Genomic DNA, 22,724 nt, shown 5'->3' with positions numbered 1-22,724 from the left:
TAAGATGCGTGAGGCGGGAGTCTCTCCGCCCTATGAGCTTGCTCCGAATATTTTCTTTCTTGGGCGGTGTACCGTGGTTTAGGTGTTCGGTATGCGGGTGGTGGCCCTTTCGGGAATCTACAACCGTATGAAGTGAGAGTTCTGCGTGACCTCGCCGAGAAATTTTTACTACCACAACCTAGAAGACAAAGAAAGACTGCTCTTCGAGGTTCCGGGCGCAGGCCTTCTCATCGCTCACGAGTGGCCGGTGAAACCGGCGGGCGGAGCGACCTGGGAGGAGGCCGTCTACGCCGCCGTGGGCTCCCCTATGGTGGATCGTCTCATCTGTCACTTTCGGCCCGTGCTTTCTTTCCACGGGCACATGCCCCATTACGGGCAGGGCGTCCGCGGGCCCATGGGCGAAAGACCGACCAAGTGGATCGGGCTCGACATGCTCATCGCGGACCGCTATCGAGGCGTGCGCAACGTGGCGGTGTGCGAGTTTGAAAGGCCGGGGAGGGTGAAGCTACTTTCCGTGGAGGAAGTAGGAAAAAAATATTAATAATGTTCTAAATAGGATTTCAAGATTTCAAGGACTTCCTCGTAGGTTAGGTCGTGCCAGTTTTGGTAAGCTTCGGCGACTGCAAAGTAGGGACCGCTTCGGATATTGGGGCAATAGATTTCGTCTGCCAAGTGGCCCAGGCGTTTGATACTTGAAGGAGAAGCCGTGGGAACAGCCACAATAACTTTAGAAGCCCCTTTGCGTTTGACCATGTTTACCCCGGCTAGCATAGTAAACCCTGAGGCAAGGCCGTCATCTACCAGAATAACCGTCTTTTTTGAAAGATCAGGGTAGGGACGCCCCTCTCGAAAGACTTCGTTTCGACGCTTGAGTTCTTCGGAAACTTTCTCCACGGCATCTTGGATATCTTTTTCAGAGAGCTTAAAAGATTAAATTGAGGGAGTGTCCACCCAATTGTGGAAATTGTAAAATGACCAAATCACAAAAAGGAGGGTGGACACCATGAGCAAAATTCAGAAGGCCCCTAAGCCACAGGAAGTACAAGCCACCATCAAAGAGTTTACTCGAGAATTCCTGGGAGAGGTCCTGGAAGCCGAACTGGAAGAGTTCTTAGGCTACAAGAAGTACGAGCGCTCTGATTCGGACAATTATCGGAACGGCTACACTCCCAAGAGCGTGAAAACCACCTGTGGCCCTATTGAGCTCCTAGTTCCCAGAGACCGGAAAGGGGAATTTGAGCCCCAACTTATCAGGAAGCGTCAAACCATGCTTGATGAGATAGAAAATCAGATAACAGCCCTTTATGCCAAGGGTATGAGTACCCGAGATATCCAGGAGATTCTTTCTGATATGTATGGTTTTGACGTAAGCCCTTCTCTGATTTCCAAGATCACAGACCGGATTCTGCCCAAGATCAAGGAATGGCAAGCCCGTCCACTCAAAGAAAAATATTTTCTACTTTGGATCGATTGCATTTTCTACAATATCCGAGAGGATGGTCAAGTAAGGAAGAAAGCCATCTATGTAGTTATAAGTATAGATCTTGAAGGCTACAAGGAAATTTTGGGCTTTTGGATAGATGGGACAGAGTCTAGCCGATTTTGGCTAGGAGTGCTCAATGATCTTAAGGCTCGGGGGGTAAGAGATGTCTTCATTTTCAGCGTGGATGGGTTAACAGGGTTAGATAAAGCTATAGAGGCAACCTTTCCGAAGGCGGATATTCAGAGGTGTGTGGTACACCAGATCAGGAATTCTTTGAGATATGTTTCTTGGAAAGACAAAAGGGAGCTGGCCCGAGATCTCAAGAAGGTTTACGGGGCCCCTACACTTGAGGTAGCCGAAAGAGAATTTGAAGATTTTTCGGCCAAATGGGGCGAAAAGTATCCCCATGTGGTAAAGAGCTGGGAGGCGAATTGGGAGGCTTTAACGACGTTTTTCAGGTATCCGGTTGAAATAAGGCGGGTAATGTATACCACGAACATCATAGAGAGCGTAAACAGCAAATTTCGGAAGGCAACAGCGGGCAGGAGGGTTTTTCCGACAGAGGAGTCTCTGCTTAAGTGTCTATACATGGCGGCCATGGAGCTTGAGAGGAAATGGCGCCGCCCTATTAAGGATTGGCCTTCAATTTACGCCCAGCTCTCAATTTTATTTGAGGATAGGCTATAATGGGATTTACACAGAAGGGTGGACAGTCCCTAAATTGAAATCTTCAACGATCAATTATAGTAGTCCGTGGTATTGTTTAAGCTGTCCTATCTGTATGCCTAAAGAAACACATTGTTTGCCAGCCAGGCAGGCCTCAATTTCTTCCGGTTCAAGATAGGTCTTAAGAGTTTTTTCTCCCTTTTCTAAATAGACTACCCAGTGTCCTACATTTTCATCCCAATCGACTTTTACTTCTATACCGCAGGCCCCTATGTCTGGATAAACTTCATGAATCTTTTGACAGATGATTTCGGAATTAATTTTTCTTTCGTCCATAATTTCTCCTTTCGAAGGCTTTTAAAATAAAATAAGACATCTTTTGGACTTGGCTAGGTATTATTATTCCAATTTGATTCTTTTGCTTGGCGGACTTAGAATTTCAAATTTGGTTTCAGAGATACTGGTGAATCCGCAAACTTTGATTAACCAAAAGGACTCCGGGTTTCGCGAAAGTTCCTGTTCCATTTTCGGACTTACCCAGTGGGAATCCTCTTCAAGATTATAAAAGTAAGAGTCTATCCCTAAGAAACCGTCCAGCAGATGGGCTAGGGTATGAAAGAGCTTGGAGAGGTATCCCTGAGGGATTTCGGCTAGATCTTCTAGGCGGGAATAGCCTTTTCGAGAAAATTCTTCCAAGAGACCTTTTATAATTTCACGGTTGCGGGCTTGAATTTCTTCTAGGACCTTTTTAAAGGCAGGATCTGAACCGTTCCTGGAAGCCCTAGGGTCAAACTCAAGGCGGTCGTAGGATAAAAGTTCATATCTATCAAGGAATTTACGGATTTTAAGACAAGCGGAATCGAATTCTTGGCTTTTGATTAAAAAATAATGCTCAAAGCCTTTCATAATCCTTTTGTAATCTATTCTGCTTCGGTGTTCAATTGAAAATTTGACTTGCGTTTGGATAGGGCCACGATTAAATAGGGGAAAACCTTTAGAGGAGGGAATGGGATGGCGGAAATTGAAACTCTGGTAACCGAGATCGCTCGAAAGGCTCGGGAGGCTTCAAGGAAATTGACCTCCCTTTCCACCGAGGTCAAAAATCGGGTTCTGCTTGAGACTGCAAGGCGTCTCCGGGAGGAGAAGGCCTTTCTTCAGGCCGAAAACGAAAAGGATTTGGCTTACGCCCGGGAAAAGGGGCTTTCGGCGGCCCTGATAGACCGGCTCACTCTTTCGGATAAGGTCATTGAGGGCATGGCCCGAGGGCTTGAGGAAGTGGCGGCCCTTCCGGATCCGGTGGGCGAGGTGGTCAAAATGTGGCGGAGACCGAACGGCCTCTGGGTGGGACGGATGCGGATCCCTCTGGGGGTGATCGCCATGATCTACGAGAGCCGGCCCAATGTGACCATTGACGCCGCAGGTTTGTGTTTCAAGAGCGGAAACGCCGTTATCCTTCGCGGGGGCTCGGAAGCCATTAACTCCAATTTGGCGCTGGCCAGGATCTTTCAGGAGGCCCTACGGTCCTCCGGGGCCCCCGAGGAAGCCGTACAGGTCATCCCCACCACGGATCGGGCGGCTGTAAACGTTCTCCTTACCCTTGATGAATACATAGACCTTATCATCCCCCGAGGAGGCGAGGGCCTTATCCGGTTCGTTACCGAAAACTCGCGCATCCCGGTCCTTAAACACTTCAAGGGGGTTTGCCACGTATACGTGGACAAATTTGCGGACCTTGAGATGGCCCGTCGAATTGCAGTGAACGCCAAGGTTCAGCGTCCCGGGGTCTGTAACGCCATGGAGACCCTTTTGGTTCACCGGGAGGTGGCCGAAAAGTTCCTGCCGGTGGTGGCCGAGGATTTTAAGGCCCACGGAGTGGAGCTCCGAGGCTGTCCCGAGACCCGGAAACTCGTATCCTGGGCCAAGGAGGCCACCGAAGAGGACTGGGACGCGGAGTATCTGGACCTTATCCTTGCAGTCCGGGTGGTGCCCTCCATGGATGAGGCCCTAGACCATATTGCCCGCTATGGCTCTAATCATACCGAGACCATCGTCACCGAGGATTACCACCGGGCCATGCGTTTTCTTAAAGAAGTGGATGCCTCGGTGGTTATGGTGAATGCTTCCACCCGGTTCAACGACGGTGGGGAGTTGGGCCTAGGCGCCGAGATCGGGATCTCCACCACCAAGCTACACGCTTACGGCCCAATGGCCCTAGAGGAACTGACGGCCATGAAATTCATCGTTTTCGGGGAAGGCCAGATTAGGGAGTAGGGCGCTCGCGAAGGAGGGCCTGGATCTCTTCGGCGATGAGGGTCACCTGTGTGCGGGTTTCCTTTTCGTCGAAGGTGAGGATCCGGCCCTCGCGCATGAGCCACCGACCCTCCACCATGAGGTCCGAGACCTCACCGGCCCGGGCGCTATAGACCAGGAGCGAAAGAGGATCGTGGACTGGAGTCAGACTGGTGGTCTCGAGGTCAAGGGCCGCCAGGTCGGCCTGGTAGCCAGGCTCAAGCCGACCGCAGTGGGGAAAACCTAAAGCCCGGGCTCCGGCCTCGGTGGCCATGCGAAAGACTTCCTTTGCCGGGAGCACAGTAGGATCTCGTCTCAATCCTTTCTGAATGAGGGCTGCGGTTCGCATTTCAGAAAGGAGATCAAGGTCGTTGTTGCTGGCTGGACCGTCGGTTCCAAGGGAGACCTTTACTCCGGCCGCAATCATCTCCGGTATCCGGGCCACCCCTGAGCCGAGCTTGAGATTGCTTTCCGGACAGTGGGCCACGGAGACTCCGGTGGAAGCCAGGAGCTCGATCTCCTCCTCTGTAAGTTCTACCGCGTGTGCAATATGGAGACTTTTGTTTAGCAGCCCCAATTCTCTGAGATGGGCTACCGGGCGCCGTCCGTAGCGCTCAAGGCACTGCTGGACCTCATCTTCGGTTTCGGAAAGATGGATATGTATGATGGCTTCGTGTCTTTCGGCGATTTCTCGGACTTTTTTAAGAGTTTCGGGGGAACAGGTATAGACCGCGTGCGGACAAACGATGATGTTTATTCGGGGGTGTTTTTCATAGCTCTGTAAGAGGTCTTCTGTTAGAGCCAGACCTTTTTCAAGCGGCCCATAGCCCGGGGAGGGAAAGTCAAAAAGCCCTTCTCCGAGGGCGGCTCTTAGGCCGGTTTCCTCTACCGCCCGGATTACCCAAGGTTCAAATAGATACATGTCGCAAAAACAGGTTACCCCGGCCCGGATCATTTCAGCGATGGCGAGCCTTGCCCCCCAGTAAACCCATTCCCCCTTGAGATGGCTTTCCACCGGAAAGATGTATTCCTGAAGCCAAGTCATGAGGGGAAGGTCATCCGCCAGTCCCCGGAAGATGGTCATGGAGGCGTGGGTGTGGGCATTAATGAGCCCTGGAAAAATCAGGGCTTCCCCGAGATCCTCCACCGGAAGGCCGGGATGTTGGGCGACAAGCTCCTCACGGGGCCCCAGGGACTCTATTTTTCCGTCCCGGATCAAAAGGGCGCCGTCCTTTATTGGTTCTCTATCCCAGGCTGGAAGAATCCATTTCGCCGCGAGCAAGAATTTTTTATCCATGGCCATAACTCCAAACTCTTAACCTTCTCATGTCTTTCCCGATCGGACGTCTAAACATTTTCTTAATCGATTATGAGATCGGTCTTACCTCGATACCCTTTTCGTGGAGGTATTTCTTCACCTCTGGTATTTCCACCTCTCGGCGGTGAAAGATCCCGGCCGCCAGCGCCGCCTCGGCCTCCGTTTTCGCAAAGACCTGATAGAAATGTTCTACTCGTCCGGCCCCGCTTGAGGCAATCACCGGAATGCTTACAGCCTCCTTCACTGCCCGAATGAGTTCTAAGTCGTAGCCCTGGTTGGTGCCGTCCCGATCAATGCTGTTTAGAAGAATTTCCCCGGCTCCGAGTTCCTCGCAGACCTTAGCGAGTGTAACGGCATCCACGTCCCGGACCTCTCGTCCACCTTTGACCGTGCACTGGAACCAGCAGTAGCGCTCTCCGTTCGGGCCAGGGATTTCGGTCTCTATTACAGGATGGGGGGTCTCTGAAGGACTTGTTACATAGCACCTCTTGGGATCGATGGAGATGACCACCGCCTGACGACCATAGACCCTTGAGATGGTTTCAATGGAGGATTTGCCGGAGGCCTTCCCGGTTTTGAGGTATTCTTCCACGATGTAGACGGCATCGCTTCCGATGGAGACTTTGTCTGCCCCGGCCCGGAAGTAGGCCCCGGCCACCTCAAGGGCGCTGTAATGAGTGCCGTCGCGGTCGGTGAAGTCCCTAATGCCGCCCCCGATGGTAAGGGGCACGAAGACTTTCTCCGAGGTCCGTCTCAAGACCTCGAGCATGGGCATATCTTTGAGAGGAAAATCCCGAAAACCGGTGATGTTTAGGAAAGTGATTTCGTCGGCGCCTTCAAGGTAGTAGCGATGGGCCAGCTCCACCGGATCTCCCATGTCCCTTACTCGCCCGCCTTCCCGGACATCGTATTGGAGGCCTTTAGTGACTACCAGGCGCCCTTCGTCGTCGGAGCGTACATCCAGGCAGGCGATGATTCGCCGGGCAAGCCGGGTGCGTTCCGGTATTTTTGGGGGAAGTACGGCTTTACCCGCACCTTCGAGGAAATTCTGCAAAAACCTCAGGCCGGCCTTTCCGCTTTTTTCGGGATGAAACTGAACGGCTATGATGTTTCCATGCTGTACGGCGCTTGCGAACTCCAGGCCGTAATCCGTGGTGGTGAGAACGAGGCCCGTGTCAGCCGGCTCCACATAATACGAGTGTACGAAATAGAATTTTTCCTCCCCGGAAAGCCCGTTGAAGAGAGGGGAGGGTTTACGGGCCTTTACGCCGTTCCAGCCGATGTGGGGCACGGAAAGCCCGACACGAAACCGCCTTACGAAACCCGGAAAAACGCCAAGGCCCGCTACTCCCGGGGCTTCCTCACTGCCCTCAAAGAGTACCTGAAGACCTAGACAGATTCCTAGAAAAGGCCGGTTCTGCCGCAGATACTCCCGGAGGGGCTCAACGAAACCCCGCTCGTGAAGAGCCCGCATGATGCTCCCGAAGTTTCCCACTCCGGGAAAGACCAGGCGCTCGGCGGAAAGGATATCCTCCGGGCGCTCCACCGGACGCACCTCGGCCCCGAGGGCCTTGAGCGCGTTCACTACGCTGCGCACGTTTCCCGCCCCGTAGTCTAGGAGAGTAACCTTCATTTTTGCCAGCTCCGTCGAAATTTTTTGATCTCAATTTTAACTCGGTTTATGGAACTGGACCAAGTCAATGAAATTTATGCTATTTGAGATTTGACATGAGAATTGCTATTTGATAGTTGGAATTACAAAAAACAGTCTGGCCTAGAAATTCGATAAGTCGCTTAAGATAGAAACTTGTTATTCAGTCGTTAAGGTACCACCGGTTTTAAAGGGGGGTGGGTAGTTAAGTGAGAAATTTTAAGAAGTGTTTTTGGTGCCTGGTTGGCCCGACGGTCCTTCTGTTGGCCTATGCTCCGGCAATTCGTAAGCTTTTTATTCGCTGGAATAGTGGCGACAATAGTTATTGTTATTTGATTCCCCCTCTTTTCTTTTATCTTTGCTGGGAAAAAAGGAAAACTTTCGACTTTGGTTTGCTTTCAGGAAGTTATGAGGGAATTGCCCTCATTGTTTTGGCTATCGGGATAAGCTTTCTTGGAGAGCTTTCTTCTCTTGAGACCCTTCTTTACTTCGGTTTCTGGCTTTCTATAGTGGCCCTAGGGCTGATTCTTTACGGGAGGCGCCTTCGAGAGCTGGCTTTCCCCTTTCTCATCCTTCTCTTCATGATACCTCTTCCTCCCTTCATCAATCGTTTGCTTACTTTCCGGCTTCAGATTCTAACCTCTGCCCTTGCGGTTTCCCTGATGAGGTTAAGCGGTCTTAGTGTCTTCCGGGAGGGAAATATCATTGATCTGGGGGTAGCCCAACTTCAGGTGGTGGAGGCCTGTAGCGGTCTGCGATATTTCATGCCTTTAGTCCTGCTAGCCCTCCTCATGGATTATTATGTGCTTCGCCGATGGTGGTCTCGGGCTTTGCTTTTGGCCCTGGTGCCTCTGGTCTCTGTGGTAGCCAATGCCTTTCGGATCTTTTTACTGGGCTTGTTGTATTTCAAAGGTTTGAGAGAGTGGGCGGAGGGTTTTTCGCACTATTTTGCGGGGTGGCTGGTGTTTGTCTTGGCTGGGGGTCTTTTGTTCCTAGTGGCCGTTCTCCTAAGACAATTTGAAGGCCGAATCGTCAAAGAAGAATCTGTAGTGAAACCGAAGAAAATGACTTCCCCTCCGAAAAGTTTCCCGGTGTTGGTCTCTCTCTTTTCTTTAATAGTGGTGGCAGGGGGAGTGGGTTTTCGCTTTTTTCCCAAGACTTTCATTGTCCCAACTAAAGCAAGTTTAGCCGTTTTTCCGATGGAGATAGACGGCTGGCAGGGCGAACGCCTGAAGCTCTCCTCTCGAACTTTGAAATCACTCTGGGCAGACGACTATGTTTATAGCGTTTATCGTCGAGAAGGGTTCCCTGGAATCATATATTTGCTTATCCCTTATTATAGCTATCAAACTACACGGCACACGGCTCATGCTCCGCAGTCCTGCCTCTTGGGAAGCGGATGGGCCATTCTCAAGTCAGGGGACTGGAAACTTAAAGTTTCTCCTGCCAGGGTCATCCCGATAAGATATATGTGGCTGGAGAAGAGGGGCCAGCGCCTGTTGGCCGCTTACTTTTTCCTGCAGCGGGGTCGGGTCATCACCAGTCCCTGGTGGCACAAGTTTTATCTTTTTTGGGATGCCATTACCCGTCGTCGTACAGATGGGGCCTTGGTCAGGATAGAGATGTTGCTGGCCTCGGAGATAGCCCCACGAGAGGCCGAGCGCGAGTTCAAAAAATTTCTGGTTTACCTTTGGCCGGAACTGGTTAAATTTATCCCGGACTAGGGGGGTGGTAGTATGTTCCAGCAACAGGTCCGGGTCATAAATAACTTTTTAATGGCCCTGGATGCCCTCTCCATTTTATTGGCTGGCTATGGGGCCTATCTCTTGCGTCGTCATCTTTCCGGGGGCCGTTGGTCTATTGAGACCGAGCTTTTTACCTTCTCCGTGTTGCTGGTGGCCTTGTTAAACAATTACGTCATGGGGCGGGTGGGCCTATACAGCGACCGCAAACCTGTGCGGTGTTTTCATCTTATTCCTTCTATACTCAAGGCCATTGTTATAGATTTTTCGTTTCTTGGGGCCTCTCTTTTTCTTTTTAAAAGAATGCATTACTCTCGGGCCTTCTTTTTATATTTTGCCCTTCTTACTTTCCTTTTTATCGTGGTAGAAAGGCTCCTAGTGCAGATATATCTTCAACACTTTGCCCGTCGCCGGTTTTATGCCCGTAATCTCCTTCTGGTAGGAGACGAAAAAAGAGGAAAAATCGTGGCTGAGGCCCTGGAAAAGCAACTCAGCTGGGGCCACAGGATCCTGGGACGGCTGTTAGTGGGGAACGAAGTCTCTTCGCCGGGAGTTATCGGACGACTTGAAGACCTTCCGGAAGTCCTTCGTAAGCACCCCATTGATGAGGTGGTCTTTGCTATGGGAGGCCATAAGGCCATAAACCTCCCATACTATCTTGACCTGTGCCGTAAAATGGGGGTGGAAGCCCGTATATTGCCGGCTCTTTGGTCTCCGGAAAGCCCGCATCTTAATGTAGAAAGTGTTCAAGGTATCCCTTTTATCACTTTACGGTTTAATGGATTCAACGCTACCGGTTTGCTATACAAACGCCTTCTGGACATCGTGGGGGGATTAGTGGGGACGGTCCTTTTCCTTCTGATGTACCCCTTTGTGGCCATTGCTATCAAGCTCGATTCTCCGGGGCCGGTTCTCTTCAAGCAGAAGCGAGTGGGGCAACACGGACGCGTTTTCACCCTCTATAAATTCCGCACTATGTATGTGGACGCCGAAGAGCGCAAAAAGGAACTCATGGCCAAAAATGTGATGAAGGGACCTATGTTCAAACTGGAAAACGATCCTCGCATAACCAGAGTTGGGCGATTCCTGCGCCGAACCTCTTTGGATGAATTTCCACAATTTTTGAACGTGTTAAAAGGGGAGATGAGTTTGGTGGGAACCCGTCCACCTACCCTTGAAGAAGTGGAGAAGTACGAGCTTTGGCACTGGCGACGCATTTCCATCAAGCCCGGTATAACTGGTCTCTGGCAAATATCGGGGCGCAACAAGATCACCGACTTCGATAAGGTTGTGGAACTCGATTGCCAATACTTGGAAAACTGGCGTTTCATAGATGATATAAAAATTATTTTGAAGACCATCGTGGTAGTCTTGCAACGCAAGGGAGCCTTATGATTTTTCCTAAAAAGAGAGGGTTTTTGTTGGTCTGTTGTTTACTTTTGCTTTGCGGTTGCGGAGGAAGCCCCGAGGAAAAGCGGGACAGGTTTTTCTCGCGAGGAGAAAGATTTTTCCGAGAGGGGAATTATGTGCGGGCGGCGGTGGAGTTCAAGAACGCCCTCCAGATAGACCCTCGTTTTGCCTTTGGTTATTACCGTTTGGGGATGGTTTATCTGAAACAGGGTAAGTTGCGAGCGGCTTATGGGGCCCTTTCTCGGGCAGTGGAGCTTGATCCGGAACTTTTGGGGGCTCGCCTGGCCCGAGGGCAGATTTTGATCATGGCCCATCAGGTAGATCGGGCCCTGGAGGAAGCCGAGTATGTCTTGGCCCGCGAGCCGGAGAACCAGGAGGCTATTCTGCTAAAGGCTACGGCTCTTCTCGGGCAGCATAAGGAAGAAGCGGCTGAAAAAATTCTGGAGGATCTGCGCAAAAAGGAGCCCTCTTTGCCCGCCCCCTACCTCATGTTGGCTACGATTCATCTCAAGCGCAAGGAACCGAAAAAAGCCCAAAGATATTTGGAGGAACTCCTAACAAAGCATCCCGGTCACGAACAGGCCACTGTCATGCTTGCTCAGATTTTGGAAAAGGAAAAACGTTTTGACGAGGCCGAAAAACTCTATCTTTCTTTGGTGTCCCGAGCACCAAAAAGCAAAGGTCCCCGAGTTATGCTGGCCGGGTTTTATGAGCGCCGGGATAATCGTAAAAAAGCAGAGGAAGTATTAAGGGAACTCCTGGCCCAATATCCCGAAGACGAAGAGGTTTATTTAATTCTAGCTGATTTTTATCGTCGGTACGGAGAAAAAGAGAGATTCGTGAAGGTTCTGGAGGATGGAATTTCTCGGGTTCCTGACAGCTTTGCCCTTCGGAGTGTGTTGTCAGGGTACTATTTCGCCTGGGGGAAAAGGGCTCGGGCTTATACCCTTTTGGAAGACTACCTTCGAAGAGATAAGACCCCTCAGGCCCTTCAGGCGCGTTTTCTAAAGGCTACTTTTCTTGTTAGAGAAGGCAAACGTGAAGAAGCCTTGCAAGAGCTTGAGAGGATTTTGCGTGAAAATCCCGGAGATGTTCGAGCTCACACTCTAAAAGGAGATCTTCTCTTTAAGAAGGGCGATTTTGTCGGTGCTATCGCCGAATACCGGGCGGCTCTTAAGGAAGAACCTAATAGTGTGGAACTTATGCTTCGTTTGGCTAGGGCCCATTTCAAAAACGGCGACCTTTCCTTGGCTGAAGACACTTACAAGCGTATCCTCAAAATTTCTCCAAAACGCAAGGAAGCTTACTTCGGACTGGCGGAGGTCTATAACCGGAAAGGCAAATTGGATCTAGCCCGGAGGGAGATTGAGAAGATATTGCAGGCTGACCCAGACGATGTGGAAGCTCTCAGGATGCTGGTGGGCTTATATCTCCGAGAGAAAAAGTGGGAGGAGGCCGTTGCCCAAATTAAACAACACATAGCCCGGAGGCCGGACAATATCCATTATCGGTTGATGCTCGGAGAGCTATACTTTAGTCAAAAGAACTTTGCAGCCGCCCGCAAGGCCTTAGAAAAGGCCCTGGAGCTTGATCCCCAGAATCCAGGGGTCCTTTTTAGTTTGGGGCGTCTTGCCAGAGAAGAAGGAGTCCTCGAGGAGGCCATTTCCTATTATGAAAAACTCAAGGCTCGCAATCCCCATCATCCGGTGGTGAACCTCTTGCTAGCCCAGCTTTATGGAGAGGCTGGGGCTTACAAAAAGGCCTGCCGTATTTACGAAGAGGTCCTTGACCGTAATCCGAAAAACCTGATCGCAGCCAACAACTTGGCCTTCTATCTGGCGGAGTACGAACCCTCTCCGGAAAATCTTTCCAGGGCAGAGAGTTTAATGCGTCCTTGGGTGGAAAAGTTTCCTAAACAGCCGGAGCTGGTTGACACTTTAGCCTGGATTAAATACCGTCAGGGACAGTACGATCGTGCTCGGGAGTTGCTTGAAGGCTTGGGCGATAAGGTCAAGAAATATCCGGTCATTTCTTACCATCTAGGCATGGTTTATTACCGTCTAGGAGAGAAAGAAAGGGCCTTGGAATATTTGAAAGAGGCCCTAAAAGGGCAGAAAGGTTTTCCAGGCCGTAAGGAGGCCGAAAGAGTCGTTCAGAGCCTTGAAAAGGTTTGATACTTTATTCAAAAGGAGGTAATGGGATGAAACGTTTTATAGTTTGGTTCATTTTTTTGAGTGTAGCGTTTTCCATGCCTGTTATGGCCGAAGGGATGGACGTTCCCTTTTACAAGATAGGTCCAGGAGATGTCTTAGAGATCTCCGTCTGGCAGGATGAACGTCTCAATCGGCAGGTGGTGGTTCCTCCGGATGGAGTGATTTCTTATCCCCTTATCGGAGACATCAAGGTTACCGATCTCACGGTGGCTGACCTTAGAAGAATCATAACCGAGCGCTTGAACGATTACGTTCCGGATGCCATCGTTACGGTCATGCTGGTTAAAATCAACAGCCTCAAGGCCTATGTTATCGGCAAGGTCAACCGTCCCGGAGAGTTTCCTATAAATTTGGATACTGATGTTATGCAAATTTTGGCTATGGCCGGAGGACTTACCCCATTTGCTTCCTCTAAAAAGATTATTATCCTTCGACGGGAAGGGGATAAAATCGTGAAGATCCCTTTCAACTACGATGAGGTGGCCCGGGGTAAGAATTTGGAACAGAATATTATCCTGAAACGAGGAGACGTGGTTGTTGTACCTTAGGGCACTTTTTATTTTGGCCTTTTGGTTGATCTTGAATTCGTCTCTCTGGGCGGCGGATACCTTTTTTTCCGCTTACTTGAAAGTTCGAGGCGAGTACAACGACAATGTGACTTTTACATATTACAATCCGGAGGAAGACTTTCTGAGTATCACTTCCCCATCTTTATTTTTTAATTACAAAAGCGAGCGTTTTTCCTGGTACTCCAGGGCCGGTCTGGATATTTACGATTACATGGATCTTGATCGTCTGGATACCGTAAACCAGCACTACGAAATAAAAACAGACTATCAGTGGCGGGATCGCTGGCGGTTTTCTGGACAGGCCTATGTAATAAAGGACACTACCCTGGAGTCCGAACTGCAGGAAACAGGTATTGTCCGTTTTCGAGAGGACCGTCGGCGATATTATTTTTCTTTAGGTGTAACCCATCTCTTAACCGAGCTCACTCAACTGAATTTTAATTTTGTTAAGTCCCGAACGGAGTATGACTGGCAATACAACGTGGATTACGATTACTCTTCTGCCTCCTTATCTTTCCAGCGGCGCCTAAGAAATCGAAGAGATGTCTTAATGTCCCGTTTTTATTACACCAATATAGATTCCGATACCAGCAAGGTGGACAATTACGGTTTTCTGCTTGGCTGGCAGCGTTTCCTTTCAGAGACTTCCGGATTTACGGCCTTTGCCGGGGTTCGTTATACATCGGTTGACTATTTTCTTTACTATCGACGCCTGGTTGTTGACCCCCGTTTCTGGCCGCCCTTTAGGGTGATCCTCGAAAAGAGAAAACAAACCGACGAAGAATGGAGCTATCTAGCTGACATTTCTTTTCATAAGAAAGGGGAACGATCCACATATCGTTTAGGTCTCAATAATGATTTAAGCTATAGCTCCTTCGGTGAGGCCGTGGATCGCACCCGTATTTACGGAAGGTTTTCCTATAAATTGCGTCCCCGCTGGTCGTTTTTGTTTTCCGCAGGCTACTATCTTACTTCTTCTAAAGGGCGAGTCTATGAGGAGGACAATATTTTTTACTATTTAAGGCCCTCTCTGAAGTACCTTTTGACCGAACGTTGGTCCCTGGAATTGGCTTATAGCTATTCGGACTATAGAGACAAGGTGCGAGACCACGAGTACGATCGCCACCAAATTTGGATGGTTTTGACTTTTGAATTCGGAAAACCTCCGGCGTTGGGATTTGCGCCCTAAGCTTTTTCTAGGGAATGTTTGCGTTATAATGCAAAAAAACTTCTGGATGTGGGGGGCTGTATGGATGAACAGAGGGATGTTCAATATTTGATTAGGGTCTTCCGCCGCCGTAAAAAGGCCTTTTTTATACCTTTTGTTTTAGTCTTTGTGGCCATTACGCTGGTGGCCTTTCTTCTCCCTCCGGTTTATCGGGCTACCACTACCATTTTGATAGAAGAACAACAGATTCCTCCAGAGTATGTAAAGACCACCGTTACCGGCTACGTGGAACAGCGGTTGCAGATGATCACCCAGCAAATCATGAGCCGTTCTAATCTTATGGAGATCATCAAGCGTTTCGATCTTTATCCCGAGATGCGCGGGAAGTACACCATGGAGGAAATCATAAATAAGATGCGCAACGACATTGAGCTCGAGACCATAAGCGCTGAGGTCTCAGACAAGCGTACGGGGAGGCCATCTTCTGCCACCATAGCCTTTTCGCTTTCCTATGAAGGGCGAGACCCGGTGAAGGTTCAGCAGGTGGCCAATGTCCTGGCTTCTCTTTACCTGGAATACAATCTTCGGGCCCGAGAGGAGCAGGCCTCCAGTACTACGGCTTTTCTAGAACAGGAAATTGAAGAACTGAAGAAACACATGAGCGTGCTAGAAGAAAAGATCAGTAAATTCAAACGGGAACATATGGGGGAGCTTCCGGAGTTTGTTAACATAAATATTCAGACCATAGAAAGACTTAATCGAGATCTGGATGACATCGAGGCCCAGATACGTTCCCTCCAGGAACGAAAGGTCTATCTGGAAGGCCAACTCGCTCTGGTAGATCCCATGGCCCCCATCAAGACCGAGGAAGGAAAAGCCGTGATGAGCCCGGTTGAGCGTCTCAAGTATCTCCGGCTCAAACTCATAAGCCTTCGGTCCACTCTTTCACCGAACCATCCGGATATCAAGAAATTGAAGAGAGAGATTGCGGCTCTTGAGGCCGAGCTGGGTGAAACCGATGATACCTTGGAGAAGGTAAAACGTTTGAACGATCTCCAAGCGCAGCTTGCGGATCTTAGGTCCCGTCTAGGGCCCAAGCATCCAGACGTGCTAAAACTCACCAAGGACATAGAGGCCCTTTCGCAGGAGCTTTCGAAGGTGGATCCGGGGGCGGCCACGGCCGCGGAAGTCAGCCTCAACCGACCGGACAATCCTGCTTATATCAACCTTTTAACTCAAATTGCTTCTATAGATGTAGAAATAAAGAGCTTGGAAGAAGAGAGGAGGAGAATAAAGGAAAAAATTGAGGAGTATCAGCGTAGGCTGGAAAATACCCCTTTAGTGGAGAAGGAATACAATGCCCTTTTGAGGGACTATGAAAATGCCCGGCTCAAATACAACGAACTCATGAACAAATTGATGGAAGCTCGTATTGCCCAAGAGCTTGAGGAATCCCAGAGTGGAGAACGTTTTACCATTATTGATCCGGCCCAGCTTCCGGAAAAACCTTACAAGCCCAAACGTTTGGCCATTGTCCTCATAGGTTTCGTGCTGGCCCTGGGGGCCGGGGTAGGCTGTATGGCCCTTACGGAATACCTGGATCACTCTATTAAGAGCCCCGAGGAGCTACAGCGTTTGGTGCAGGCTCCGGTGCTCTCGGTTTTCCCTTATATAGAGACCGAGGAAGAGAGAAGGGCTCGTCAGCGAAGACGATGGCTGTTCCTTTTTGGGATGATTGTGGCTGCGATCTTGGCTGTGCTACTTTTCCACTTCTTAGTCATGCCCCTTGATATCTTCTGGATAAAGCTTGAACGCAAGGTGATGAAGCTCTGGATTTAAATTGGTTCACTAAATTGATGGTTAAGTGAAATTTAGGGAGGAGCACTTTATGAGCAAGATAAAAAAGGCCCTGGAAAAAGCGGGAGAGGCCAGACAGGAGGCCATTGAGATCGAGGCTAAATCAACCCGTTCCCCCCGCAGAGAGGAAATTAGCCCTGTATATACGCAAACCCAAATTGTTCCGGTGGACAGGGAACTTCTCCGGCGTAACAAGATTTTTAGCTTTTTCCATGAAGAAAGCATGTCCGAGCAGCTTAGGATCCTGCGCACTCGCATCATGGACCGCATGGAGGAGCTTTCAGGAAACACCCTTCTGGTTACTAGCGCCCGGCGCGGGGAAGGAAAAACTCTGGCTGCTATCAACTTGGCCATAAGCATAGCTCAGGAATTTGATCGGACGGTTCTTCTGGTAGACGCCAATCTTAAAAATCCGGCCGTACATACCTATCTGGGGCTGAATCCGAATAAAGGACTGGCTAACGTACTCCTTAAAGAGGCCCAGATCCCCGAGATTTTGATCAACCCTGACATCCCTAGGTTTGTAGTCATGCCCGCAGGGAAAAGTCTTTCCGGTTCGGCCGAGCTTTTGGGTTCGCCTTTTGCCGAGACTGTATTCCACGACATAAAAACTCGCTATCCGGAGCGATTCATTATCCTAGATTCGCCACCTCTTCTTTCTTCGGCGGATCCCTTGGTGCTTTCTGACTATGCGGATGCGGTCTTGATGGTGGTGGAGGCGGAGAAAACCCCTGCCGAAGATGTTAAAGCCGCGGTGGAGCTTTTGGAGGAGAAGCCTTTTATAGGGGTAGTACTTAATAAGATGAGGAATTAGCCCTTATGTATGAATCTTTTTACGGTTTTCGGGAGAAGCCTTTTATTCTTTCTCCTGATCCCGATTACCTTTTTATGAGCCGTAAGCACGAAAACGTTTATACTCACCTTCGGTACGCCATCTATGAAAACAAGGGCTTCGTGGTCATAACCGGGGAGATAGGTTCCGGGAAAACCACGCTTCTAAACTTTCTTCTCCGCAGGATTAAAGGCCCAATCAAGGTGGCCTATGTTTATAATACTACGGTTTCACCCTTACAATTTCTAAAACTCATCTGCCAGGAGCTAGAGATCCCTGTTGATGGCCTGGATAAGGCCGGAATCCTCAACGTCTTGAACGAATTTCTTTTGAAGGAATACGCTTTTCGCCGGAGGGTTATCCTGATCGTGGACGAGGCCCAGAACCTATCTCTTCAAACCTTGGAGGAAATCCGCCTTATCTCCAATCTGGAGACCGAAAAGGAACCCCTCTGGCAGATCATTCTGGTGGGGCAGCCGGAGTTGCGTCGCAAACTTCAGCATCCTTCTCTCAAACAGCTCATTCAGAGGGTTACGGTCTATTGCCATCTGGAACCCCTCAACCGAGAAGAGGTAGCGGAATACATTCGCCACCGTTTGCGGGTGGCCGGAGCCAGAGATCTCGACCTCTTTACGGAAGACGCCGTGGAGGCCATCTATCGTTATTCTAGGGGCATACCCCGACTGATAAATATCTTGTGCGATACCGCTCTGGTTTACGGGTTTGCGGACGAGCTTCCTCGCATCGATCGGAAGGTGATAGAGGACGTGGTGGAGGACCGTCGAAAAAGTGGTCTCTTTTTCGATAGCGAGTCCTCCCGGCGGGAGGAGGCTTCCGCTACCGCCCCGCCTTCAGAGGATTTGCAGGCGCGAGTCCAGGCCCTCGAGCAAAGAGTCAGAGTCCTTGAGGCCTTGGTGGCCGAGCTTTCCGAGCGCCTGGATTTTTGTCGTTCCCTTGAAAGGGACTGGAAGGGCATCATGCAGGCCCTTTTGAGCCGCCTCGACCCCTCACGGCGTACTCATCGCACATATGAGAGTGTTCGAAAATAGTTTTTAAGGAGCAACGAGATATAGAGGAAGGTAGCCAGGAGGTACATATTATAGAGCACAAAAGCGGCCAGTCCTCTCTTCTGGGCTATTTCTTCCTTTCTTACCCTAAAATGCGAGCCTATTTTCAGTTTTACCGTACCAAACAAACTTTCAATCAGATATCTATTTCGGCCCCATTTCTCCCAGAAAATTCTGGAATCTTTCCGCAGAGGATGTTTTACCTTCTGCCTGAAGGTTTCTTTTACTTTTATGGCCGGTTTTAATCCAAGCTCTACAAGTTTTTCCATGACCTTGAGACTGTCATAGCATTTATCTGCTATAAGACATTCGGCTTTAAAAGTGACCGGATCAATCTCTGTCAGAGCTTCCAGGAGAAGTTTTACCTCGCTGGCATAGGGACCTCCGGTTTCAGCGGTAATGACGATTCTTTTTCCGGATGAAGTTACTCCGATTATGGGGACCACTCTTATATGGGCTTTTACTTTTCTGATTTCTGAGCCTCTTAAGAATTTTAAAGGGTAGAGGTCATGATAACTAAAACCGGTGCCATCAGAGATAAAGGAAAAGAGGTGGTGTTCTTTTGCTAGAAGTTTTCGGGCCAATTCTTGGAGAAGGATTTTCAGGGATTGTTTAGGGAATTTTGAGACTCGGTAGTGGTAGGTAGAAAGGGCGGGTCTTCGTCCCAATATATCGAAGGCCTCTTCTAGGGCTTCTCGGTAGGATAGATTTTTTAGGGTTTGGTAGAGGAAGATAGAGATAATGAAGGCATCGGAATAAGTTTTTGGGCGACCTCGAAAGGCCAGGGGCTTTTCATTTATTATGGCTCGGGTTATTTTGAAAATGGTCTTGAGACGCAGTTTGCTTCTTCTCATGTTGGGGGAGTTAATTCTAGGCTCCCCCAACGTCAATATCTAGTTTTTTCGAACACCCTCTCGCACATATTGACAAAGTCTCATTTTTGTTATATTAGGCTTAACACCGCCTCGAAAGAGGAGGGGGCCATGCGGTGGGGGGTATATTTTTATGCGCTTTCTTTTTCTTTTCCACTCGGGCTATAGGGGCTCTTATTCCTTGGACTGGAACGCCCTACTACTGGACATCGGGGAGCATTAAAGCTTCGAATGGAGCTACTACTATCTTTACTCAAAGTTCCACTTCTCAGCAGGCGGGGACTCTTTCCTTTTCCTTGAAGGACGAGAATGGAGATTGGGAGGCTTCGGGTAGCCTGCAAAACGACTCTTCCGGGGTGACTTTTACGGGGTATGCAGCCGCCCCCGATTTGGGTAGCCCGGATAATGCTTTCAAAAGTAAAGTATCTTTCCAATTCAAGCAAGAAGGAACATTTACGGTTTTGCAACCCGGTTTTTTGGATGTGGCCTTTCGTGTAAATTATGGGGGACAGGATTCTGGACAAACGGGAAATTATTGGAAAGAAACGTTCAATCTATATCTTTACGATTCCCAAAATGATTTAATATTTTCTTATCTCGGATCAGGAAGTGAGAGTTTCATTACAGAATCTACGGGCTCTTTTATGCCTTTAAAGTTTCCGCTGCAGGTCGGTTCTTATTCTCTTAAGGTTAGTGGAAGCATAACTCTTGAGGCTTTTGGGGGGGATGAAATTAGCGGAAATTATACGGTGAATTTGGGGTTTTCGCCTGTGCCTCTTCCCTCGGCGGCTCTCCTGCTGCTATCCGGTTGTCTGGGATTTATAGGAATGCGTTTACGGAAAAAGCTGGTGGCGGCAGTAGCTGTGCTTCTGGTCGGTATTTTAGGAATACTTCCCCGGCTTTGGGCCTCACCCGTTCCTTATTTCATAGGGAGTGAGCACTACGCAACATTTAAAGTGGGGTATAGCTATAAGGTTTATTCATATGACTCAGGAAGTACCATAGTCGGAGGGGGGGATTATGATACGGCTGACTCTAATCCTTCTTCGTTTACACACGGTCCCCCCGCTTTCTTGAATGTCTCGGATGGTGAAGAATCAGGTTATCCTTATACGGCTCATCTGAAAAGTGATGCAACAGGGCTTAGCTTTAATGGAAGTGTATCTTTAGATTCTTCTTATTCCTTGCGTACCTATAATCATGAGGATATTCGTCTTTCTCAAGAGGGATGGTTCCAGGTGGAACAACCTTCTTTTCTTTCCGTGGTTTATACGGTGAAGCTCTCCGGTGTTGAGGATTATAGTTCCACTCTGAACGAGGCTATATACGGTTTTTCGATCGAGCTTTCTAAACATGCCAATTTTGACGATGATGGGGTCGATTTGCTAAAGAAAAGCAGCACTTTCCAAGTTTATGGGGTGAGCCCAGAGGGAGATTATTCCTATATTTACTCGAAGAAAGTTTTGCTTGAACCTGGCTGGTTGTACTATCTTGATGGAAGTACCGGTTTTGAACTTTATGCTTATGCCGGGGATAAAATATCAGTACAGGGAGGGCTCTTTTTTAACGTTTCTCCGGTGCCTCTCCCGGGTGCTCTCTGGCTTCTGGGGTCGGCACTTTTTGCGGGTGGTTTGGTGGCTAGAAAACGGTGGTTTGCCCATTAAGAAATGACCAAGCCGTTTTGTCGCAACTCGATAAAGAATCCTTTGTCTCATTCCTTGAAAATTGAGGAGTATAAGGAGGTGGGCAAATGTTGAAAAGAGTGCTGGTCTTTACACTTATATTGTATGGACTAGTTGGGTATTTTGCCCTGTCCTCGGCAACTTCGCTTCCGGTGAGTGATCTTGTGGCCTGGTGGTCCTTTGACGATCCGGAAAATCCTTTCAAAGATGAGACCGGGCGTTTTACGGATATTACGGTGGTGAGAGGCGACCTCCTACAGGCTACTTCCGGCGTACGCGGGAACGCTTTGGAGTTTCAAAAGGAGGGTAGTGATTATCCTTACTTCTATACTGAAGCCTTAAAATGGCCCACAAATTCCTTTACCATTGCGGGCTGGCTCAAGCCCTACTCTCTAAATACCGACTGGTTTGGTTGGCTTGCCTTTGTGAGCAAAGGTGGAAACGAGGATTTAAATAGTGATGAGAATTCCTTTAATTTTGAGTTTTATAACGGAAAGGGGCATGTGCGCTTCGGAGAACAGAACTGGTGGAATCAATATTGGACGCCAAACCCCATGGTGGAGGAGAATGTTTTTCACTTCGTGGCCGTGACCTACGACGGCTCCACCCTTCGTTTCTATAAGGACGCTTCCCTGGTGGGGGAGGTGAATATCAGCGCCGGCATTCAGGCTGCTAACTCACCTATTTATGTGGGGGCCGACTTTCCTGGTTCGGACAACTACTTTTACGGCATAATGGACGAAGTTACTCTCTGGCAGACGGCCCTTTCCTCCGATCAAATTTCCACCCTTTACAGTTATAATGGGGCGCCGGTTCCGCTTCCGGCGGGGGTGTGGCTCCTAGGCGGGGGGCTTTTAGGTTGGGGGATCTTTCGCCGAAAATATTCATGGTGTTAGGTCATGCTTAAAATTGGGTGGTGTAAGGTGTTAAGGTTGGTATTTCTGGCCTTAGTTTTAGTTGGCTGTAGTGGAGGTTTTAGCTGCCCCTCTTTCCACCACACAGCCACTATCTACCTCGATTGGTCGCAGTTTTCGGTCACGGGGGTATACGGAACCCCCACCATCACCTGGACTTCTCAGGAGCAACGGGGGGACGTGTGGGCAGGGGAAGATTACGACTCTGGTGAGAGCTCTGATTGGACGCCCCCTATATATCTTTCGGTCTCAGCTTCCAACGGGCATACGGCCGAGTTTGATCTTTTCCCCGAGGCTGCAAATTTTGAAAATTATCCCGAGTGCCAAAGGTGCTGGATCAATACAATGGCTGAGGGTGTTCGAAAAACTAGATATTGACGTTGGGGGAGCCTAGAATTAACTCCCCCAACATGAGAAGAAGCAAACTGCGTCTCAAGACCATCTTCAAAATAACCCGAGCCATAATAAATGAAAAGCCCCTAGCCTTTCGAGGTCGCCCAAAAACTTATTCCGATGCCTTCATTATCTCTATCTTCCTCTACCAAACCCTAAAAAATCTATCCTACCGAGAAGCCCTAGAAGAGGCCTTCGATATATTGGGACGAAGACCCGCCCTTTCTACCTACCACTACCGAGTCTCAAAATTCCCTAAACAATCCCTGAAAATCCTTCTCCAAGAATTGGCCCGAAAACTTCTAGCAAAAGAACACCACCTCTTTTTCTTTATCTCTGATGGCACCGGCTTTAGTTATCATGACCTCTACCCTTTAAAATTCTTAAGAGGCTCAGAAATCAGAAAAGTAAAAGCCCATATAAGAGTGGTCCCCATAATCGGAGTAACTTCATCCGGAAAAAGAATCGTCATTACCGCTGAAACCGGAGGTCCCTATGCCAGCGAGGTAAAACTTCTCCTGGAAGCTCTGGCAGAGATTGATCCGGTCACTTTTAAAGCCGAATGTCTTATAGCAGATAAATGCTATGACAGTCTCAA

20 protein-coding genes are annotated in these 22,724 nt (G+C 49.2%); 14 read left to right on the top strand and 6 right to left on the bottom strand.

What is annotated here, in order from left to right:
* The first annotated feature begins 145 nt into the window (after window positions 1-145).
* Window positions 146-541 carry a hypothetical protein gene (locus TDIS_RS06530; RefSeq protein ID WP_068670554.1) on the top strand — a complete coding sequence of 132 codons (396 nt, stop codon included), beginning with the start codon at window positions 146-148 and terminating at the stop codon, window positions 539-541.
* Here TDIS_RS06530 and TDIS_RS06525 read toward each other — a convergent pair.
* The gene (locus TDIS_RS06525; RefSeq protein WP_068670552.1) at window positions 538-894 is read right to left on the bottom strand and encodes a phosphoribosyltransferase family protein; all 357 of its coding nucleotides are present in this window, start codon (window positions 892-894) and stop codon (window positions 538-540) included. The two genes, TDIS_RS06530 and TDIS_RS06525, sit on opposite strands and share 4 nt — an antisense overlap.
* 109 nt (window positions 895-1,003) lie before the next feature.
* On the opposite strand from TDIS_RS06525, the gene TDIS_RS06520 reads away from it, so the two are divergent.
* The gene (locus TDIS_RS06520; protein ID WP_068670550.1) at window positions 1,004-2,170 is read left to right on the top strand and encodes an IS256 family transposase; all 1,167 of its coding nucleotides are present in this window, start codon (window positions 1,004-1,006) and stop codon (window positions 2,168-2,170) included.
* Window positions 2,171-2,224: 54 nt separating this feature from the next.
* Here TDIS_RS06520 and TDIS_RS06515 read toward each other — a convergent pair whose 3' ends face one another.
* Both TDIS_RS06515 and TDIS_RS06510 read right to left on the bottom strand, forming a co-directional pair.
* A complete protein-coding gene (locus tag TDIS_RS06515) occupies window positions 2,225-2,485 on the bottom strand; it encodes a hypothetical protein (RefSeq protein ID WP_068670549.1) in 261 nt (86 codons plus the stop codon).
* A 63-nt stretch (window positions 2,486-2,548) separates the two neighbouring features.
* Entirely contained in the window at window positions 2,549-3,055 is a 507-nt protein-coding gene (locus tag TDIS_RS06510; RefSeq protein ID WP_068670548.1) for a hypothetical protein, read from the bottom strand.
* A gap of 105 nt (window positions 3,056-3,160) precedes the next feature.
* Between TDIS_RS06510 and TDIS_RS06505 the strand changes: the two genes are divergently transcribed.
* Window positions 3,161-4,420 (top strand): glutamate-5-semialdehyde dehydrogenase, encoded by a 1,260-nt coding sequence (locus TDIS_RS06505; RefSeq protein ID WP_068670545.1) that lies wholly within the window; start codon window positions 3,161-3,163, stop codon window positions 4,418-4,420.
* On the opposite strand, the gene TDIS_RS06500 is transcribed toward TDIS_RS06505, so the two are convergent.
* Together TDIS_RS06500 and hisF are read right to left on the bottom strand one after the other, a co-directional pair.
* The gene (locus TDIS_RS06500) at window positions 4,410-5,735 is read right to left on the bottom strand and encodes an amidohydrolase (protein ID WP_068670647.1); all 1,326 of its coding nucleotides are present in this window, start codon (window positions 5,733-5,735) and stop codon (window positions 4,410-4,412) included. The two genes, TDIS_RS06505 and TDIS_RS06500, sit on opposite strands and share 11 nt — an antisense overlap.
* A 70-nt stretch (window positions 5,736-5,805) precedes the next feature.
* Window positions 5,806-7,389, bottom strand: a complete 1,584-nt coding sequence (gene hisF, locus TDIS_RS06495; protein WP_068670543.1) for an imidazole glycerol phosphate synthase subunit HisF — start codon at window positions 7,387-7,389, stop codon at window positions 5,806-5,808.
* 227 nt (window positions 7,390-7,616) lie between these two features.
* Between hisF and xrtD the strand changes: the two genes are divergently transcribed.
* The 8 genes from xrtD to TDIS_RS06455 are packed head-to-tail and all read left to right on the top strand — an operon-like array spanning window position 7,617 to window position 18,247.
* Entirely contained in the window at window positions 7,617-9,131 is a 1,515-nt protein-coding gene (gene xrtD, locus TDIS_RS06490; RefSeq protein ID WP_068670541.1) for a VPLPA-CTERM-specific exosortase XrtD, read from the top strand.
* Window positions 9,132-9,143: 12 nt separating this feature from the next.
* Complete coding sequence (locus TDIS_RS06485; protein ID WP_068670539.1) at window positions 9,144-10,544, top strand: sugar transferase; 1,401 nt, start codon at window positions 9,144-9,146, stop codon at window positions 10,542-10,544.
* Window positions 10,545-10,567: 23 nt separating this feature from the next.
* Window positions 10,568-12,733: a tetratricopeptide repeat protein gene (locus TDIS_RS06480; RefSeq protein WP_161939493.1), complete on the top strand. Its 2,166-nt coding sequence runs from the start codon at window positions 10,568-10,570 to the stop codon at window positions 12,731-12,733.
* 26 nt (window positions 12,734-12,759) lie between these two features.
* Complete coding sequence (locus TDIS_RS06475) at window positions 12,760-13,320, top strand: polysaccharide biosynthesis/export family protein (protein ID WP_068670535.1); 561 nt, start codon at window positions 12,760-12,762, stop codon at window positions 13,318-13,320.
* Window positions 13,307-14,530, top strand: a complete 1,224-nt coding sequence (locus TDIS_RS06470) for a porin family protein (protein WP_153303791.1) — start codon at window positions 13,307-13,309, stop codon at window positions 14,528-14,530. Before TDIS_RS06475 ends, TDIS_RS06470 begins: the two co-directional genes overlap by 14 nt.
* Before the next feature lie 60 nt (window positions 14,531-14,590).
* Window positions 14,591-16,348, top strand: a complete 1,758-nt coding sequence (locus tag TDIS_RS06465; RefSeq protein WP_068670531.1) for a GumC family protein — start codon at window positions 14,591-14,593, stop codon at window positions 16,346-16,348.
* A 49-nt stretch (window positions 16,349-16,397) separates the two neighbouring features.
* Window positions 16,398-17,180, top strand: coding sequence for a polysaccharide biosynthesis tyrosine autokinase (locus TDIS_RS06460; RefSeq protein ID WP_068670529.1), 783 nt, complete (start codon window positions 16,398-16,400; stop codon window positions 17,178-17,180).
* Window positions 17,181-17,185: 5 nt separating this feature from the next.
* A complete protein-coding gene (locus TDIS_RS06455; protein ID WP_068670527.1) occupies window positions 17,186-18,247 on the top strand; it encodes an XrtA/PEP-CTERM system-associated ATPase in 1,062 nt (353 codons plus the stop codon).
* On the opposite strand, the gene TDIS_RS06450 is transcribed toward TDIS_RS06455, so the two are convergent.
* Window positions 18,217-19,119, bottom strand: a complete 903-nt coding sequence (locus TDIS_RS06450) for a transposase (protein ID WP_068670525.1) — start codon at window positions 19,117-19,119, stop codon at window positions 18,217-18,219. The two genes, TDIS_RS06455 and TDIS_RS06450, sit on opposite strands and share 31 nt — an antisense overlap.
* A gap of 134 nt (window positions 19,120-19,253) precedes the next feature.
* On the opposite strand from TDIS_RS06450, the gene TDIS_RS06445 reads away from it, so the two are divergent.
* The 3 genes from TDIS_RS06445 to TDIS_RS06430 all read left to right on the top strand — a co-directional run.
* Window positions 19,254-20,801, top strand: a complete 1,548-nt coding sequence (locus TDIS_RS06445) for a VPLPA-CTERM sorting domain-containing protein (RefSeq protein WP_068670523.1) — start codon at window positions 19,254-19,256, stop codon at window positions 20,799-20,801.
* 86 nt (window positions 20,802-20,887) lie between these two features.
* Window positions 20,888-21,715: a LamG domain-containing protein gene (locus tag TDIS_RS06440; protein ID WP_068670521.1), complete on the top strand. Its 828-nt coding sequence runs from the start codon at window positions 20,888-20,890 to the stop codon at window positions 21,713-21,715.
* Window positions 21,716-22,143: 428 nt separating this feature from the next.
* Window positions 22,144-22,724: transposase (locus TDIS_RS06430; RefSeq protein ID WP_482255533.1), on the top strand; the 581-nt coding region annotated here is incomplete at its 3' end.

Origin of the sequence: Thermosulfurimonas dismutans (genome assembly GCF_001652585.1) — a bacterium.
Taxonomy (GTDB): domain Bacteria; phylum Desulfobacterota; class Thermodesulfobacteria; order Thermodesulfobacteriales; family Thermodesulfobacteriaceae; genus Thermosulfurimonas; species Thermosulfurimonas dismutans.
Note: the sequence above shows the minus strand (reverse complement) of the source record. Positions and strands in the feature narration are given on the sequence as shown.